General features: G+C 40.5%; 13 protein-coding genes and 1 tRNA gene. 9 read left to right on the forward strand and 5 right to left on the reverse strand.

Annotated features, from left to right (window positions below; translation table 11 throughout):
- The first annotated feature begins 870 nt into the window (after nt 1-870).
- A complete protein-coding gene (locus H6G77_RS15330) occupies nt 871-1476 on the forward strand; it encodes a DUF4360 domain-containing protein (protein WP_190871996.1) in 606 nt (201 codons plus the stop codon).
- 605 nt (nt 1477-2081) lie between these two features.
- Here H6G77_RS15330 and H6G77_RS15335 read toward each other — a convergent pair.
- Nucleotides 2082-2381 (reverse strand): 30S ribosomal protein PSRP-3, encoded by a 300-nt coding sequence (locus H6G77_RS15335; RefSeq protein WP_015113334.1) that lies wholly within the window; start codon nt 2379-2381, stop codon nt 2082-2084.
- Between the two features lie 247 nt (nt 2382-2628).
- Between H6G77_RS15335 and H6G77_RS15340 the strand changes: the two genes are divergently transcribed.
- The gene (locus H6G77_RS15340) at nt 2629-3420 is read left to right on the forward strand and encodes a TIGR01548 family HAD-type hydrolase (protein ID WP_190871997.1); all 792 of its coding nucleotides are present in this window, start codon (nt 2629-2631) and stop codon (nt 3418-3420) included.
- 310 nt (nt 3421-3730) lie between these two features.
- Nucleotides 3731-5026, forward strand: a complete 1296-nt coding sequence (locus H6G77_RS15345; RefSeq protein WP_190871998.1) for a phthiocerol/phthiodiolone dimycocerosyl transferase family protein — start codon at nt 3731-3733, stop codon at nt 5024-5026.
- A gap of 10 nt (nt 5027-5036) precedes the next feature.
- Here H6G77_RS15345 and H6G77_RS15350 read toward each other — a convergent pair whose 3' ends face one another.
- The 3 genes from H6G77_RS15350 to ruvB form a co-directional block, all read right to left on the reverse strand.
- A complete protein-coding gene (locus H6G77_RS15350) occupies nt 5037-5843 on the reverse strand; it encodes a tetratricopeptide repeat protein (RefSeq protein ID WP_190672892.1) in 807 nt (268 codons plus the stop codon).
- A gap of 412 nt (nt 5844-6255) precedes the next feature.
- Complete coding sequence (locus H6G77_RS15355) at nt 6256-7095, reverse strand: Rpn family recombination-promoting nuclease/putative transposase (protein ID WP_313954503.1); 840 nt, start codon at nt 7093-7095, stop codon at nt 6256-6258.
- 154 nt (nt 7096-7249) lie between these two features.
- The gene (gene ruvB, locus H6G77_RS15360; protein WP_190589178.1) at nt 7250-8350 is read right to left on the reverse strand and encodes a Holliday junction branch migration DNA helicase RuvB; all 1101 of its coding nucleotides are present in this window, start codon (nt 8348-8350) and stop codon (nt 7250-7252) included.
- A 157-nt stretch (nt 8351-8507) separates the two neighbouring features.
- On the opposite strand from ruvB, the gene hisF reads away from it, so the two are divergent.
- From hisF to H6G77_RS15380, 4 genes are all read left to right on the forward strand, one after another.
- Complete coding sequence (gene hisF / locus H6G77_RS15365; protein WP_190589180.1) at nt 8508-9281, forward strand: imidazole glycerol phosphate synthase subunit HisF; 774 nt, start codon at nt 8508-8510, stop codon at nt 9279-9281.
- 105 nt (nt 9282-9386) lie between these two features.
- The gene (locus tag H6G77_RS15370) at nt 9387-9578 is read left to right on the forward strand and encodes a hypothetical protein (protein WP_015113328.1); all 192 of its coding nucleotides are present in this window, start codon (nt 9387-9389) and stop codon (nt 9576-9578) included.
- Nucleotides 9579-9682: 104 nt separating this feature from the next.
- A tRNA-Ala gene (locus H6G77_RS15375) sits at nt 9683-9755 on the forward strand.
- A 223-nt stretch (nt 9756-9978) separates the two neighbouring features.
- Nucleotides 9979-10404: a VOC family protein gene (locus H6G77_RS15380; protein WP_190589184.1), complete on the forward strand. Its 426-nt coding sequence runs from the start codon at nt 9979-9981 to the stop codon at nt 10402-10404.
- Nucleotides 10405-10544: 140 nt separating this feature from the next.
- Here the strand turns inward: H6G77_RS15380 and H6G77_RS15385 are convergent, their stop codons facing one another.
- Nucleotides 10545-12338: an ATP-binding protein gene (locus tag H6G77_RS15385; RefSeq protein WP_313954504.1), complete on the reverse strand. Its 1794-nt coding sequence runs from the start codon at nt 12336-12338 to the stop codon at nt 10545-10547.
- A 1033-nt stretch (nt 12339-13371) separates the two neighbouring features.
- Between H6G77_RS15385 and H6G77_RS15390 the strand changes: the two genes are divergently transcribed.
- Both H6G77_RS15390 and H6G77_RS15395 read left to right on the forward strand, forming a co-directional pair.
- Complete coding sequence (locus H6G77_RS15390) at nt 13372-15927, forward strand: proteasome protein (protein WP_190672903.1); 2556 nt, start codon at nt 13372-13374, stop codon at nt 15925-15927.
- 183 nt (nt 15928-16110) lie between these two features.
- The gene (locus H6G77_RS15395) at nt 16111-19494 is read left to right on the forward strand and encodes a virulence factor SrfB (RefSeq protein WP_190872000.1); all 3384 of its coding nucleotides are present in this window, start codon (nt 16111-16113) and stop codon (nt 19492-19494) included.
- Nucleotides 19495-19564: the final 70 nt, after the last annotated feature.

The raw sequence follows: 19564 nt of genomic DNA on the forward strand, positions 1-19564 counted from the left end.
AATTTTTATGACTACATTATTAACAGTAATCATTTCTAAGGCATGATTTTAATGAAGTGAGTTATACAACAATCAGTGTATATTTAGTAAGTTAATTTACATACTATCATTTGTTTCTATAAGTTTAGGACTTACGCAACTAGCATATTTTTTCTGTAGGGTGTGTGACGCAACGAGAAGATTTTAACGTAGTCATCAGATTTATAGCGTCACGCACTAACCACCAATTGCGACACTTACGTAAGTCCTGAAGTTATATAGAACTAATATTTGATTTGGGAAAAATCAGTGAACTTAGATAAGGCTTTTTTCCTACTCTCTAACTACACAAGTAAATTTAGAAAGCAAACCGAACTCATCCATATTCCAAATTATTAAGTAATGAAAATTGTTGCCTGACGATGAAAATTGTTGGGAACTAACAGTAAAGAAATACAGTCGATGTAAATAAGCCAAGCAAGATACCAATTGATAAATATTAGGGTTTTGGTATCACCACAGATAAATGGAACTCTGAAATTCAATTGACAGTCTTCTGCGGAGACAGCAGATATGAGGCTATAAGTAAAACTCATAGTCTTAAATTACTGCTTTTAGATTTGCAGATGATGTCTCATAAGTATTGCAATTCAGGCAATACAGCTATTCACGCTGCTAATAAATAGTAGCTTGTGAGTACTCACGAAAGTATTTTTGTAAATACTTTTGGCAATTTTTTGTGGCATTTTTTTCAAAATCTGCCATGAATTTTGTATTGCAATTTTTCAGGAATAGAGATGGTGATCACAGATTTTATGGAAAATATTTACCGAAAATTACAATCACAAATCTAGTTCCTAATAATTTCTAATTACTCAACTGAGGTGAGTTATGAACATTCAAAATATCAGGAAAACATCTATCAACTTGGCAAAATCTTTTTTTGCAGGTGCAGTACTAATTACAGCTTCTGTTGGCCCTGCTTTTGCTGCTGACAAAGTTGAGATTCTGGGTGCAGAATATGGTGGTAATGGTTGTCCTGAAGGTTCTGCTAGTGTAAATGTGAGTCCTGATGGTCAAGAGTTAAGTATTCTCTTCGATCAGTTTATTGCTTTAGGAAATCAATCATCAGAAAGGCGTAAAAGTTGTAATTTGAGCATTCCAATTAAAGTGCCTCAAGGATTCCAAATTTCTCTCTATGATGCTGATTACCGTGGCTATGTCGCTCCTAGTACCACTGGGAGACTTAGAGCCGAATACTTTTTTGCTGGTCAACGTGGCCCTGTTTTATCTCGGACATTTCGTGGCGAAACTGACTACAACGTTCGAGATCAGTTAGTGACTGTTGCTGATGTGTGGTCACGCTGTGGCGATAGTGTAAATATGCGTGTCAATGCAGCGATGACTGCTAATGGAGCAGGTATGGCGACTGTTGACTCCTTCGACTTGGCTCACCGGGGATTGGTGTATCACATCAAATATCGTCAGTGTCGTTAGATAGGCTGAAAGCGAGGATAGGGGAAAATCAAGTCAAAAATTCTCTGACTTTTGAATTTTGACCTCTGTAAGGGTGTAGGTTTTCAAAATCCTCATACCCTTATAGCTCAATGGTGATGAGGGTTGATTGCTTAATTTCTGCTCTAGCTACCAGACAAGGAGTAAGATTTGGGGGATTCTCCCCCAAGCCCCCGATTGGGGGACGGTTGCGTCCCCCAAACCCCCTCCAAAATCATTCTTTCGTTTTTTGTAGAGTCATTATTTGTTGGTTTGGTGGTGATTTAGTTTTCTGATTTTAAAGGTATTGTCTTATACCTTAATATATTTCAGTTAAGACTTTGTTGGGTGGAGCGATAGCTTAACCAAAACGTATTTCTTTATACTGAAGTCATAATGTCATCAGGAATGCAGTGGACTTGATATGAGTTCTGGTTAAATACAAATGACAAAACCGCCCACACATTACCTGAAAGAATAGCTAACAAGGTATGGTTGTGGCGGTTTTAAAAATCGCTGTTGGGTAACTGGTAGCGATGCTAACCTATAAAAATTTTGGAAGATTGGCACTGTTCGGGTAAAACAGCAAAGGAGTTAAATGTGCAGTATCAAGCACTACCTGTAAAAGCAACTTCTGGGAACTTCAACTGAGCTTCTGCCATTGGACGGTTTCGACCTTCCTCTTGCCAGTAGTTGATCACTTCTGTTGCTTTGTTAAGCAATTCTACGCGATCTAGCTCAGTAATCCAGTGTTTGGATTCGAGTTCCTTTTTTAACTCTTCCCAAGCATCATTTCTGGGCCAGAAAAAGTACTTTGTTAAGGGACTGGTACCTTTACCTACAACTTGGTCAACTGCTAGGGCAACGTTATCTTCCAACCAAAGAATTTTTAGAATGAACTTGGTCAATCACACCTCCGGGATACATCCGGGCATAGCTTACTAAGTTTGCGATTGCTTATTGTAACTTAATATCTAGCCGAATGACCAAACTTTTCAGGGAGTAGGGAATGGGGAGTGGGGAATTATCGAAAGAATTCAGGACTCAGAAGCCAGAATTCTCCAATTAAATTCTATGCGGCTGATTCTGAATTCTTCTTCAAGGATGCTTATCCAATTTAAAATCGGAAAAGTTTAAATTGTGATCCACGCAACCATGACTGCACAAGCTTCAGCACGAGCAATTGTCGTTTTTGATATTGATGGCGTTGTGCGCGATGTCGGCGGTTCTTATCGCCGCGCGATCGCTGATACTGTAGAGTATTTTACTAACGCTGCATATCGTCCCACACCGTTAGATATTGACCAACTCAAGTCTGAAGGCGTTTGGAATAACGATTGGGAAGCATCGCAAGAATTAATTTACCGTTACTTTGAGTCTCAAGGAAAGACAAGAGAACAACAACAGCTAGACTACAACTCTATTGTGACTTTTTTTCAAGCCCGTTATCGTGGCCCAGACCCGAATAATTTCACGGGATATATTTGTGATGAACCTTTATTATTAAGTTCAGATTATTTACAGCAGTTGACTGAAGCTAATATTGCTTGGGGATTTTTTAGTGGTGCTACCCGTGGTTCTGCTAATTTCATTTTAGAAAAACGCTTGGGTTTGCGATCGCCAGTGTTGATTGCAATGGAAGATGCACCCGGTAAACCCGATCCGACAGGGTTGTTTGCCACTGTTGAGAAGTTGGAGAATGAACCCAGCAACACCACCGTTATTTATGTGGGTGATACTGTGGCTGATATGTATACAGTCACGAAAGCGCGAGAATTGCAGCCGCATCGTCCTTGGGTTGGTGTTGGAGTGTTACCGCCTCACGTCCAAGAAACAGCCGCACGCGCTCAAGCATACAGTGAAAATCTGCAAAAAGCTGGAGCCGCGATAGTTGTGAGTAATGTTGAAGAGTTAAATCCAGCCAAAATAGCAGAACTATTGTCGTGATGAAATACAAACTTGTTGGTATTGGGAATACTTAAACTGAGAAAGCGATCGCTTTTTTACTTCATGCTGCATTTATGAAGAAGAATTCAGCAATCAGGAGTCAGAATTCAGTATGGAATTCTGTATGAAACTTCCACAAGCGAGAGTGCATTGCTGCGTGATGAATATTGCTTGATATCCTCGTCCCGTGTGGGCGAAATCGAAATCAAACTTTCTTCTTCATTTCAACTCCATCCCTTTATGTGCGGAGAATCCTGAATTCTGTCTTCTGACTCCTTTTTATTCCCAATAGTTCAAAATCTAGTTATTTATGACAGTCAATCGTCTACTTACTCCCATTGAGGAGGCCTTGGAAATAGTTAATCAGACTGGTGGTTCGTTTAATGTAGTGACAATTAGCCGAATTATTGGGTGTTTAGACGAAGAAATCCTGAGAAAAGCTCTTGATATTGTCCAGTTACGTCATCCTCTGTTAAATGCTCGGATTATTAATTCCCTAAATCGTCTGTGCTTTGAAACAGGAGCAATTCAAATTCCTCTGCGTAGTGTTAATAGCCAGCATTGGCAAGAGGTTGTGATTGCAGAAATGAACGAAAAAATAGCGAGTGATGCAGGTTTAGGAAGATGTGTGTTAGTTAAATCGCCGAGTGAGAATCATGTAAATTATCTAATTACAATCTTGCACCACGCTATCTCAGACGGTTTATCTAGCATCCAACTGCACTCAGAAATATTAACTTATTGTCAAAAAATCGCAGATGGAGAGTTAATCAATTCTGTTGAAAGTTTACCTGTATTACCACCTATTCAAGAACTGCTACCAGAATCAATGCAGGGATGGTGGGGTAAAATCAAAGGCATTTTCTTGTTATTAAATTTGCAATTTAAGCAGTTATGGTATCAACCAAAAGCTCTAGATTTTGAGCAATGTGTCCCGATAGAATCTCGTTGTTGTGGGTTGGTTCACCGACAACTAGACAAAGAACTAACAGAAAAGTTAGTGAATTTTTGCAGACAGGAAAAAACTACAGTACAAGGCGCGTTATGTGCAGCGTTAATGTTTGCAGTCGCTAATCAAATTTATGGTTACGAGAGGAAAGATATTTGGTTAAATTGTTGGTCTCATGTTGATTTGCGCCAAAGGTTGCGATCGCTTGTGAGTGAAAATAATCTCGGTGTGTTGTTTTCGTCCATCACTTCATTTCATCCCCTCACAACCAAAACAACCTTCTGGGATTTAGCACGGGAAGTCAGACAAACTATCATCGCAGGGTTAAATTCTGATCATCTCTTCAGCATCATTATGATGTACAAGCAGGTACTCAAATTCTTACTGAAGAAACCTAATCAAGCACCTGCAAGTGTCTCTGTAACTAATATTGGCAAAGTCAAAATTCCTAAATTTTACGGTCAATTGGAATTAGAACAAATCAGCTTTTTGCCAGTACAGGGTGTTTTTGGTGGTGTTGTGACTTTGGCTGTGGCAACTTTTGACAGCAAAATGAATTTAAACTTTGCATTTTCTCTACCTGCAATTAGCCAAAATGCGATGGAAGAATTGGCAGACAATTTAGTTGTCTGCCTGAAGAATGCTTGTGATTTTTAGACTTCCCTGATTATTCCAGTTTCAAGAACTTATCTAAAGCAGCCACCATACTAGGGGGCCATCGGCGGATATTTTTCACCCAGTTGATATCTTTGTAACGGTTATCCAAGCCATAAGCGGCTACCCAGTTGCTTTCGGCTTCACCTTTTTGTCCGTTTACCCAGTAAGCGGCGGTTAAAGCGGCACGCACATCAGCAAATTTGGGATATTTCCGGGCAATATTTCTCATTTCGCGGATTGCTGGCTCTATTTGACCAGTTTCATATAAAGCGATCGCATAGTTAGCACGGGCAAAGGCAAAATTCGGGGCGACTTCGGTAGACTTTTTATAATCTGCGATCGCATCGTCCCATTTTCCTAAACCTGCTTTGGCATTGCCGCGATTGTTATAAGCCATTGCATCGTTAGGATCTAATTCTAAAACGTGGTTGTAATCTGCGATCGCCTGATCCCATTTTCCCAAACCTTCTAAAGCTGTACCCCGATTTAAATAAGGATCTGTCACATTCGGAGCCAATTCTACAGCTTTGTTGTAGTCTGCTAATGCCTCTTGCAGCTTATTTTGACTCACCCGCGAATTTCCGCGATTACTCCACGCACCCGCATTGGTGGGAAATTTCTCAATAATCTTTGTCCAGTATTTTTCAGCCGTGGCAAAGTCACCCTTATTTGTCGCTGCAAACGCTTGATTTGCCCACTCATCTCCTTGTTGTATTTCTTCTGGCGTGAAGTTGGGTTGTTGGGATTGTGCCATGACTGGTTGACCCCAGCCAAACACAAGTAACACACAAAGAACAACACTAATTAACTTAATCATCTGGGTTTACCTGTGTCTATCTGCGGTGGAGATTCCACAATTTATCATGGCGAAAACTGTCTCAGACAGCAAGCTAGTAAAACAAGGCAAAAGTAAAAGGTCAAAAGGCAAAAGAAAGAATATTTATACCACGAGCTTTTTAGCAATTACAGATGGTCACTGAGTTTCGGCTTCGCGGTAATCGAGCGAAGCGATGCACTGAGCTTGTCGTTCGCGTAGCGTCTCCGGTAGGAGAAGTGTCGAGATTCAACTACCGCGCCGTCGAAGTGTGGTCTTTTTATTTACGTCGACTTGTAAGCATAAAAACAAAAAATTAAGGGTGTACACAAGGGTTGATGTATCCAACACCCTTACACCCTCACACCCCTAAACCCAATTTCTACATACAATCTTAGTGCGTAAGTCCTTTAGTTTATTTTCCCACCGCTTCTAACCAAACCTGCACATCCGCAAGGCTACCAAAATCTAACAGTGCTTCGCTCAAATCTTCCAGAACAGGTAAAGGTAAAGAAGAAATTGACAAATACATTTCCTCTGATAACTCGCCAAACCGCTTAGTTAAAATTCGGATAATCAAGCTAACAGCTTCTTCTGTTCGTCCTTCCTCACGTCCTTCTTCTTTGATTTCACGGTAAACTCTTGTTTCTTGGAGCGTTATTCCTAACATCGACTCTACCTCGGCTCGACTTAAGATTTCAAATTTGTACACCATGATCGTCGTTATCATCTCTATTATGGCGCGGCTTGCCCTTTCGGATGTTTCTTGACTAGCTCTGGTTAACAAATACCTGGCTTCTGTTGGTGCTTGTTCTGGTTCTACTGTGGTCAGTACCATCAACGCTACCCATAAAGGTAATTGACGAATGTCGCCTAACTCGTCTAAATACACCCGATGAACTTGTTCTCCATTTAGCAGGGTACGATGAGGATAAATATCACTCTGTTCAATACTGCGCGATGGATAGATAATTACAGCCTGCCAATCGCTGAACCTGGGACGATTGCGGTAGAAATATAACGAGGATTCTGCAAATACCCTTTCATAAAGCTGTTCGTCTCTTTGAAATTGTACTTCACAGAAATATACAACCCCAGCACCTTCATTGTCTGGAGGCAGAAATACGCCATCGATTTCAAATTTCGGTTCTTTGACAGCTACCGAATCAAACCGATACGCTCCTGCATTGTTTGGGATATTTGTCAATAGTTCAAATAATAAACTAGGGGATTGTTGAAAGAGTTTGTAAGCCACTGCGTTGGCGAGGTTCCCTCGCTTAAAGCAAGTGGCGCACCCGGAGGGTAAAAGATTGAGTCTCGGCGCATGAACCATTCTATGTGTTTGTTTTAGTCTGCGATCGCATCATCCCACATCCCCCACAGCGTAATGGCGATCGCACTTTCTCCCTTCACAAAAGAGATAACTGCTCATTCGGTGGCGTAAAATTCATGTGCTTATATGCAGCTTTAGTTGCAATCCGACCGCGTGGTGTGCGGCTTAAATAACCAATCTGCATCAGATAAGGTTCGTAAACTTCTTCAATGGTTTGCGGATCTTCACCTGTGGCGGCAGCGATAGTTTCTAAACCCACTGGGCCACCATTAAACTGCTCAATAATCACACTGAGCATTTTCCTATCTGTCCAATCTAAGCCGCATGGGTCTACTTGGAATAGATGGAGTGCTTCTGCGGCGACACTTTCGGTAATTTCTGGCTGTTTTTTCACTTCCGCGAAATCACGTACTCGCTTGAGTAATCTATTCGCAATACGTGGTGTACCTCGTGAACGACGGGCAATTTCTGTTGCGCCATCTGGTGTAACGTTGGTTTGTAGTAGCTGCGAACTGCGGAGAACGATTTGGCTCAGTTCCTCTACTTCATAAAAGCGTAACTTCTGCACCAAGCCAAAGCGATCGCGTAATGGTGAAGTCAAAGCACCCACGCGGGTTGTCGCTCCCACCAAGGTAAACTTCGCCAAAGGCAAACTTCTAATCCGGGCGCTGGTACCCTTGCCAATGGTAATATCTAAGCGATAATCCTCCATAGCTGGATAGAGAATTTCCTCAGTCATCCGCGAAAGACGATGAATTTCGTCGATGAAGATGATATCGCCGGGTTTTAGGTTAACTAATAACCCAACAATATCTCTAGGGCGTTCTAACGCTGGCGCACTCGTAATTTTATAGTTGACCCCCATTTCTGATGCTAAAATCATTGCCATTGTCGTTTTACCCAAACCTGGTGGGCCGTATAACAATAAGTGATCCAGCACTTCCCCTCGTGATTTTGCGGCTTTGATGGCAATTTCTAGCACATCCTTTAAATCTTTCTGCCCAATATAATCGGCAAATCGCTGCGGCCTGATACTCTCTTCTTGCTTACCTTGCTCGTCCAACACGGCTTCGGGTTGCAAAATTTTTTCTTCGGCAGATGCTTTGACTGATTCTTGTTGCTCCTTGGGTTTTTTATTGGGTTCTGGAGGCTGTTTTTTTGAGGAGATTATCGCCATAATTCAGCAATTAATTGTGACTTGAGGAATGATTGAGTGCCATCAATATCGCAATCCTTGAGAATAAACCTCAGATGCGAAAATTTTGGTTTGGGAATACACGTACCAATTTAAAATTTAAATTCCGGGCAATGAAAGAAGGAGTTAAGAATTTACTATGTTGTCTAAAAGAATCTTACCTTGCTTGGATGTGAAGGCGGGACGGGTTGTAAAAGGAGTTAACTTTGTTGATCTCAAAGATGCCGGTGATCCTGTGGAGTTGGCGAAGGTTTACAACGATGCTGGGGCAGATGAGTTAGTATTTCTGGATATTACAGCCACTCATGAAGACCGAGGCATAATTCTGGATGTTGTTTACCGGACTGCTGAACAGGTCTTTATTCCACTCACTGTAGGCGGTGGCATTCAAACCTTAGAAAATGTTAAAGCTTTGTTACGAGCCGGAGCAGACAAGGTTAGTATTAACTCTGCGGCAGTACGTGACCCAGACTTGATCAATCGGGCAAGCGATCGCTTTGGTAATCAGTGCATAGTTGTTGCCATTGATGCCAGACGCAGAGTAGACCCCCAAAATCCCGGCTGGGATGTGTATGTGCGTGGCGGCAGGGAAAACACGGGTTTAGATGCCCTAAAATGGGCGGTTGAAGTTGAACAACGTGGTGCAGGAGAACTGTTAGTTACAAGTATGGACGCAGATGGGACTCAAGCCGGTTACGACTTAGAGTTAACCAAAGCGATCGCTCAATTAGTACAAATTCCAGTTATTGCCTCCGGTGGAGCAGGCAATTGTGAACATATCTATCAAGCTGTAACTGAAGGCAAAGCCGAAGCTGCATTGTTAGCTTCGTTACTACACTATGGGCAATTAAGCGTTTCAGAAATTAAACATTATTTGCGCGATCGCTCCATACCAGTACGTTTGTACTCTTAACGCCAAAGATAACATTAAAATCCCACTACCTGCCACCGAAATTAACTACACTTCTGAAAATCGATGTTAATATTGATTTATAAGTATTAATAAATATTAAGAAATATGTTGATTCCTATTTTATTATTTGATGTAGCACTGGTGGCATGGTCACTACATTTAATGGAAAAAGCCTATGAAAACAAAGAATTCTCGCTCATGCTGGCTGGTACATTAGTAGCTCTAGCTGCGGCGGCGATGTTAGTAGTTTACTTTCTTATGGGTCACTGTATGACCTACTTGTTACAAGTCTCGTAGAAATTACGATGTATTAGATTAGGTTTTTACAACCATTTAATATAGATAATTCATCAGACTTGACAAAAGATAAATTATTCAGCCATAATAAAAAATGGCTTTACGGGGTTATAGCTCAGTTGGTAGAGCGCTGCAATGGCATTGCAGAGGTCAGCGGTTCGAACCCGCTTAGCTCCATGTTGTACATTAAATATTTATTGTCAGTTTTAAAGAATTCTTGTCCAGAGTTGAAACCAGTTTTAAACTGCAAGAAGAAATGAATCCAATTATCTGGTGTCGCTACATTCGCATCTCTACGAGCCACCTTGTTAGGTGCTTGACGAATAGCGTCTATCCAGTCCACCTTTTTTAGATATTCTGGAGAATCAAAGAGATTTTTGATGCGTTCAGGGAATCACTTATGGCAGATATTGGCTTGACTCATATTGCACTGGGAGTAACCGACATCAATCAAAGCATTGCTTTTTATCAGAAGTATGCTGGTATGAAAGTGGTGCATCGCCGCACTGATGAAACTAATAATTTTGAAGTTGCTTGGATTAGTGATTTAACTCGACCATTTGTAATTGTGCTACTGCAATTAGATAAGTCACAATGCCAACCATCATCGGGCTTTCATATTGGCGTAGCTTGTAAAAGCCGTGAGGAAGTAGATTATCTGTGTCAGCAAGCAAAATCAGAAGGTTTATTGCAAGAAGGGCCGCATGATTATGGTGCGCCTGTGGGTTACTGGGCGTTTATTTGTGATCCTGATGGTTATCAACTTGAGGTTGCTTATGGTCAGGAAGTTAATTTTACAATTACCCAAGCACAACAACAAGAATAAGGATGAGCGATCGCTATGATAAATCCTGGGAGTTAATTGCGACCCATCACCTAAACCTTAGTTATATTCTTCTCAAGAAATAGATTAATTATGCGCTCATTACTCTTAAATTCTGACTACTGAGTTCTGAATGCTTACATTTAAGCTTCTTCTATTACTTTTGTGGGTATGCTAATGACAAACTCAGTTCCTCCGTCTGGTATGCAAACACAATATAATTCCCCACGGTGTTTTTTAACGATAATTTGGTAGCTGATGGATAAACCCATCCCGGTACCTTTCCCTACAGGTTTAGTGGTAAAGAAGGGGTCAAAGATGCGATCGCGGATTTTGGCATTGATTCCGGGGCCATTATCGGTAATACTAATTTTGATGCGATCGCTTGCTTGCAATTGGGTACGAATTTGAATTTGTGGGTGAGTTATGGTAACTTCTGCTAAAGCATCAATGGCATTGGTTAACAGGCTCATAAATACCTGATTCATCTGTCCAGGATGACACATGACCTGTGGCAAATCACCATACTCTTTAATCACTTCAATTCCCGTAGATTCTGGTTGGGATTTCAAGCGATTTTGCAACAGTAACAAGGCATTATCAATCCCTTCGTGAATATTCACCAATTTCATGCCTTCTTCGTCAACTCTTGAGAAGTTGCGTAAAGATAAAACAATCTGGCGAATACGCTCGGCTCCAATATTCATCGAGTCGAGAACTTTAGGCAAATCATAGCGAATAAAATCTAAATCAATGGTATTAATTTCTTGGTGAGCTTCTGGTGTCCGGGGGACAAAGTGCTGTTGATAAAGTTCAATTAAATGAAATAAATCCTGTACATAATCATTGGCATATTTCACATTGCCATAAATAAAATTCACCGGGTTATTGATTTCATGGGCAATACCCGCCACCAATTGTCCCAAACTCGACATTTTTTCTGATTGAATGAGTTGAGACTGGGCTTGTTTTAGTTCTTGCAGTGTCTCTTCTAACTGCTGAGTTTTAGTGCGAAACTTGGCTTCTGATTTTCTTAAAGCTTTTTCTATCCTCTGTCTGCGAATTTCTTCATGTTTGCGGACTGTGATATCGTGACAAATACCAACAAAGTAAATAATACTACCAGTAGTATCTTTGATGGCTGATAAGTAGCAACTGTGCCACCGCCATGTGCCATTTTTATGTTTGACGCGATATTCAATCGTATCTTGCTGTTCACCTGTGATTAAAGCTTTGGTGAAATAATCTGTACAAGTTGATAAATCTTCGAGATGTACAAAAGAGGCAAAGGGCTGACCTTCAACTTCTGACACCTCATGCCCTAAAATTTCACTCCAGTTAGGCGACACATAAGAAAATAAACCATCAGGGGTAACCGCAGAAATAATGTTGTTGGCATTTTCTACAATAGTCTGAAAATGATCACCACACTCTAAAAAAGCTTCTTGGACTATGTGAGTAATATCGCGCAACAACACAATAATTTCGGTTGATTCTACTGGCAACAATTGAGCTTCACAATGAGCTTTATTGTTGCCTACATGCAAACTATATGCAAAACTAACTACCGATTGAGTTTGCCGGACTTGATTGATGGCTTGATGAAAACGAATAGCAATAGATGTTGGGAAGCACTCGAATAATTGCTTACCTGGAGCTATATTAGTTTGATTGAGAAAATTATAAGGTTTATTTGCTTGATATTCTAAGATAATGCCTTGGGGATCAATACGAAAGTAGACATCCGCCAGCTTTGGCAAAATTGCCTGCATTTGGTAAGTTGGCTGACTTACCATTGTCCCTTCTAGCTCATGATTAGCGGCTGGGCGTGCTATATTAATTAACTTGCGATCGCTTGCATTTTTTTGACTGCGCTTCTGCACGACTTTCGCGCTTTCATCTTTATTATTTAACTTCTGCACCCTTTCAGAGAACACTTTTACCTGCCTAGTTATGAGGAGACTTATATTATAGGAAACTTGTCAAAAAATATATTTAGTTTTCGAGAAAATAATGATTTTATAATTTTATAGACTGCACTGAAACCATCAACTCTAGCCGATATTTATGTTATTAACTATCACCCCAGTAAAACATCTATCTGAAGAATGGTCATCAAGTGGATTAAATAGTATTTTGAGTAAATAAAATCTATCATAATTTTTGGGCTGCAAAATCAATTATGCTTAAACTTTTAAGTATTAAAATTGAAATTTGTATGAAAATAAGCCAAAAGTCACAATACCTGATACTTGATGCCAGAGATTTACAGAAATTAAAGTTTTTTGATATTGATAATTACAATGGGTGACTTTTAACTACATCAATATACAAGTTTCCTATAATACATGGATTTTTCTCCGCAGCCACATCAAAATCACCTGCTATGAAACTGCCGTTAATTTAGTCTATATCTTAACCCCACTCCCTAAATTTAATTTTTAGAAATAATATTTTTATCTACTTACTGAAAATATTTTATACTGAAAATCACTAATTTATCAGTAGTGCTTAATCCCTCCTTGATTTTTGCCATAATTCTTTAAAACACAAAAATTATCAAAAAGTGATTTTACTAGAGTGCAAAGTTGTGCATCCAGACTCATACATTTGAGAATCTAGGTCAAAAAGTTAAATTTTGGTTAAAAATTACTGGAATTGAATTTTTACATAGAATAAATATCTATTTGCTTGAGAAACCTTAGAGCGTTTTTTATTCCAATGAGGTACATCAATCTAGCCTCTAGCCTCTATCCCCTATCAACTTGTACCGCACTCAATCGGAAAACGCCATATACCTAAATGCTACCCAATTCCCAATCAATAATCAGCATCCCGTTTGATTTCCAAATTTACTTGTGTTGACATCAATCAGATATGACTAACTAAAATCCGAGACAACATAACATCTGCTATCAACTTTTATGTTATAAAACTCACATAAATTTTATTTTTAACGGTAACTATTCTATGGAACTAGAAAGACTTGCATATTTTAAAGAATACGGTGAATTTATACTGCAAAAAATTAACTCTGTCCCGCAGTATCCTTCTCAACAAGAAGACTGGGTTCCCGCGAGTTTGGATGAATGTCTGGCGCGTCTCAGAGAAACTGCGGAAAAAACCATAGAACTGGCCACCTCACCAGTCAAAATTGGCGTGATGGGAGAATTTAGTAGTGGTAAAACCTTACTTTTGGGCAGTTTAATTGGCTATGCCGATGCTTTACCAGTCAACGAAAACCCAACTACGGGGAATGTTACAGCCATTCACCTCGTCGCCCAAGATGAATTTGCGACCACCCAAGTCGGGAATTTTACGGTGGAGTATCTTTCTCACGAAGGGGTGAAAGAGTGTTTGCGGTTTATGTTAGCAGAAGCGAGTCGCCGTTCCGCCGCCGCCGGACTTGTACCTGTACAACTGGCGCAGTTAAATTCTGGTAAAGAAATTCTGGCTTGGTGTGAGCAAGCGTGGAACCAAAGTAATAATTTAGAGTTGCGCTATTTGCTGCGGGAGTTGGTGTTATTTGTGCGTGCTTACGCTTCCTATGGTGAGGCGATGTGTGGTGGACGCTATCAAATTGATCATGCCACAGCCCAGGAAGGTTTACAGCTGCCAGAACAGCCAATGGCTATCCAAACTTTCCGGTTTACAGACTTACCGCCAGCGCATATCCGCTTACCCAGTCCACCGCATAAATTAGCATCAAAGTTATTACAAAATAGCTTCCCCTTAATTCGCCGCGTTGATATTGAAGTGAAAATTTCGCGGGAAATTTGGGATGTGACAGACGCTTCCGAATTTATTTTGTTAGATTTTCCGGGTTTGGGTGCGGCGAACTCCGGCGCGAGGGATACATTTTTATCGCTGCGAGAGTTGGCGGAAGTCCAGACAATTTTAATCTTGCTCAATGGTAAATCGCCGGGGAGCGATCGCGCTCACAAAATTTTCACCATGATGCAGCAACAGCGTCCGGGACAAGACCTGAAAGATTTGATTTTGGTTGGTGTCGGTCGTTTTGACCAACTACCCCTAGAAAGTGAAGGCGGCGAACGAGAACTCGACCAATTCATTGCTGAGAACATCGCCAACACGCCTTTATCTGAGGATGCTGTTCTCAAAAAACTCAGAGTTCTGCAAACAACCATTGATGGCGCGAGTGCATTCACCACTCAAAAAGACCGCATTGTGTTGTTATCGCCCTTATTGGGACTAGCGGAATTAGCGAAACGTTCCAGTAGTGTCAAAGCTGGTTCGCCAGAATTTTTATCTAACTTAGATTATCCCAATTACCTGGAAACCTCGAAACGGTTGCAGCAAAAATGGACTCGTCTCAGCGAGAGACTACTAGAGTCGGATGCACGTAGTCAACTGGGGAGACAATTAGGTTACTTTGCTCAAGATGGCGGTATTGCCAAACTGCGAGAGTTAATTCAAAATCACGTTGCTATGCACGGACTCAAGCAACTGTATGAAGACACCCGTCGCGCGGCTGAAAGTCTCCGTCAACAACAAGAAAACCTGAAAAATATCATCGCCGAAATTCACGAACAAGGCATACCAACTCTCGATAGTCCCACATTAATTGATTTGCGTCATGCCATTGATAGTTTAGATAAAACCTATCGGAATTTCCAAAAAGAATTAGGCAAAGAACCACTCAAAGACCGTCGCGGAACTGTCGTGAGTGAAGTAGTGAAAGACGAACTCACCTTTAAAATTGTCAACTGGAACCAGTGGACTTTGTTATTTAACAAAGCCAACAACGGTGCTATTACTATCGCCGAAAGCAAAGGTGCAGCCGGTAAGTTATTTGAAAGAGGAAATAGAACTAATCATGCTTTGCCAACTAAAAGCGATGATTTCTACCCCACCTTTGAAAAAACTGTGCAGGAAGTCGAGATATTTGCCCGCGATCGCATCCGTCAAGCAGTGGTAGATTTATTAAATAAACTCTCCAATCAAGTAGCCGAAGCACGGGACTATCTCAAATCTCTTCTCTCACCAGAAATGGAACAAGAAATCGAAATTGGTTTTGGAGGAGAAGAAGCCGACTTATTTTATAAATTACTGTTAGGCTGCGACCCCAACCAATGGAAAGAAGCTATTCTCGCAGAACTGAATAGTAAAGACAAAGAAATTGCCCCCGAATTGATATTTCCCCTCGCACGCCAAGACGAAAAACACAACATTGGTCAAATATTTGATTGGTCTCCCGAACGAAATCAAAATTCGCCCAGAGCCAGCCATCATCAAATGTTAGTATTACGTTTGCGTGATGAAATTACTGCCAGTGCCAGTTTACATTTAGTGCAGTATGTCAGTGAAGTGAATCAACAAGTCAACTCAGAAATCGAAGGCATTTTAGACCAAATTATTCCCACACTGCAAAATATTTCCAAAAAGGAAGCATTGCTGAGATACCTTGCTGCTGGCGACTCACCACCAAAACTTGCTATTCCCACTTGGTTAAATATTCTCGCAGAAATCGCCACCACTTCTGATTTAGATATCCCTGGTTACTAGATAATTTATTTCCTAGTTCATATCTTCTTTTCCTTCTTTCCTTCCTTCCTTCCTTCCTTCCTTCGTGTCCTTTGCGCTCTTTGCGGTTCGTTTAAAAAATGCAGGTAGTTTAATGGTGAGATAGTAAATTTATTTATTCGAGAAATTATACCTTCGCGCGAAATAAAAGAAAGGAACTAAAAAATGCCAGTAGAAATTCGCCTCCCTCCACGCTTTCAAGTTCAAGTTAACGACAACGAATATTTAGAACTTCCCACCATTCAACTAGTCGCTATTGGGAATAATGTACCCCACATTGCCCGAATTAACTTCTCCGTTAAAGGCACACCCAGCGAACTAATCACCCAAATTCAAAAAGCATATAAACCCTTTGATGCTGTCACCCCAAAAATTTCCCAAATCGGACAACTAGAACAATATCCTTGTAAATTAGAGAAACCTTTAACAGAAGCAATCAACTGTAACTTACACGTCATTGTTGAGTATTTTGATTCCGACTTTTCAGGGGAGCCAGTATTATCTGAACCGCGACAAGTTCAGGCTGTTTGTTATTTATGGACACCATCTACTGCTGAAGCGCAAATTATGAATTCTGAGTCACTACCAAACCCACCGGAAGAACCTATTAACTATCAACCAGTCAAAAGATTTCCGGGATGGTTTGCTTTAGATTTTGGTACGTCGAATTCTACCGTGACTTTGTTCGACCCGATAGAAATTCCCATTGCCGAAATTTTACCACGGGAACAGGAATTAAGATTGCGCGATCGCCTGTCGCAATGGCTCAATTCTCCCGCTTCCGAAGCACTACCAGAAATCAGCGAAGTTGAGTGGCAAAAATTTATTATTGATATTAGTAAAAACTTAGAAATCGAACCCAGCCGTTTAAGCGAAATCTTTGAAAGTGATAACAGAGAAAGATTTTTAGAAGCAATTCGCCAAATCGAATTATCTTTAGGTAATAGCGAAAAATTTCAACGCGCCGCGAGTAAAAAATTATATCAAATATATCATGAAGTTTTTCGCGTTCCCACCTTAGAATCGCAAAATTTAATTCCCGTAGTTCTCGATATTGACCGCCGTGATAGCGAAATCCCCAGCGAGTTAGAAATTGCCAACTTAGAAGTATTAAAACTGAAAATGGGGCGAGAAGCAAGAGATAATCGCAAAAAAGCGATCGCCCAAGGTACTAGCAGTTCTTTAAAAGAAATTATCAGTCGGTTTCATCATTCACCGAAGCGGTATTTTGGACAGAATAAAACATTCCCTGTAATGTTAAATGATACTGAAATTAATATTAATGTTAACCAATTAATTCAAGCAGCTTGGGCGCATTTAATTGATTTAACTGAAGATTACCGCCAACGTGCCAGACGTAGATTTTCTGAAGGTGAACTGTTAACAGCAGTTGTTACTTACCCCACTGTTGCACCGCCAGTAGTTCGTAAAGAAGTTAAGCAATTAGTTGAACAATTAGGTATTGATGATGTGCAAACAGCTTATGATGAAGCTGTTTCGGTAGCGATATTTTTCCTATGGCGAGAATTTGGCGGTAATTTAAATATTGGCATTGAATCTTTTAAAACTCGTTGTCGCCGCGATGGCAATAAATGGTCACAAAATGTATTAGTTTTAGATATTGGTGGCGGCACAACAGACTTAGCATTAATTGAATTAACCTTAGAAGATAAAACCCCATTTTTTGCCACTAATGAAGACCGAGGCTTAGGTGGCAGGTATTATAAACTAACGCCAAAACTATTAGGTTCATCAGGACATTTACAACTCGGTGGCGAATTAATTACACTGCGAGTATTTAGGTTATTAAAAGTTGCGATCGCAGATTTTCTCTTAACAGCAGTTACCCGTGGCGATATCGATAGCGAAAAACTCGAAGACTTAATTAGTTCCGAATTAAACGAGCGTTTTCTCGACCAAGGAAAATTCAAAACAGGCAGCTTATTAAAATGCCTAGATAGAGAAAATCCCGAAGGCGATACAGCTTATAAAGATGCCTTAGATACAGCCGAAAAAGTCTTACCAACCCGTTGGCAACAAGCACCCCAACGCCTACAAACCTTCTACACACTGTGGGATTATGCAGAAGCCGCCAAACTCAAACTCGGACAAAAATTACCAGCAGATAATTCACTTGTAACCTTTACAATCTCTGAACAACAAATTGCTGAACTTCTCACCCAAAGCGCCATTAAATATCAAATTCACAACCCCGATAATATTGCCGTCACCCTAGATAATCAACAATTTGAACGTGTTGCCACTTCTGCTATTAAAGAAGCCATTGGTATTGCTAAAGGCTTAATGGAAAGCCGCTTACGTTCAGACGATAACACCATCGACGCTTGGAACACCCACAAAGTTGACTGGTTAATTCTCTCAGGAAAAACTTGCAATCTCGACTTAGTACAACGCCATATTTATCAAGAATTTAGCAAGTCTCCCTACTTCGTTTGGAACCCAGAACGCATCACCTTCGTTTTAGAATTTACTAAACTCGCAACCTCCGCAGGTGCGTGTTACGCCGAAAAATTACGCCGACTCAGATTTGACCCTGAAGAATCAAAAGCACTGCTACAAAAAGGTGCAAATCAATTAGAAATTGACGTTAAAAATCTATTTTATTACTTACCTTGCAACTTCAAACGCAAAACCCAAAGCAACGAACTACTACCAATCTTTAAAGCCGGACAAGAACTCCATCAAATTGCACCTTGGGAAACAGTCGCCAAAGTGCGTACAGCTTGGCAAGGTATACAGTTAACTAATATTATTTATCGCCAAGACTACGAAGACGGTGATTTAAGATTGTGGGGAAGCTTCGACGGTAAACATCTCATGGAAAAATTAGGGATGGAAGAAGCCGAGTTTCTCAAAAAAATCAAAGTGCAATTTGAAATTGACCAGACATTACAATTTAGTGTTTTATTATGTCAAGGAAATCCCCATTATTTAATCGATGTTCCCGGTATTGATGTCGGTTCCGCAATCTTAGCAGCTTCCGAAACCTCATTATTTGCCGATGGTAAACTAAAATGGAACATCGCCGTAGAACGACCAAATAAAGACTTAACCGATGGCGATATCGCAGTTAACGTCATCGAGTCAGCAACCGTAGATCAACCAAACGCCTATCATTTAGTCTTTGAAATCGACTCAAATGATAACCAATCTCTACACGAATTTCATTACCTCCGCGATGGTTCACCCCAACCAAGTAAAGGTTTAATTAGTAATCCCTTACCACCCTTTCCTTACACTGGACAACACACATTTTACGTCTATCAAACCGATACAGAAACTAACAGAAAAAAATGGATACGTATCGGTTCACTCAGTAAACCATCCGTCACCACAGACTACCCTTGCCAATATCGCGTCACCCTCGACAACAAAGGTATTTTGCGGATGCACCCCGGCGAAGTTCCCTACTGGACATCCACCAGTCAAGAATGTTTAAAACAAGAAGGTTGTGTTTATCGTGCCGAATTAGAATTGCAACCTAACGAAGTCGATAAAGAACGAGATCCCTTCTGTGGAATACATTAATAATGAATTGTTTCGCGCATAGACGCTGTAGCGGCTTCCCGCAGGGTAGGCGCAAAGGCGCAGTTTAAAA

It is taken from the genome of Aulosira sp. FACHB-615 (assembly GCF_014698045.1).
Classification (GTDB): Bacteria; Cyanobacteriota; Cyanobacteriia; order Cyanobacteriales; family Nostocaceae; genus Nostoc_B.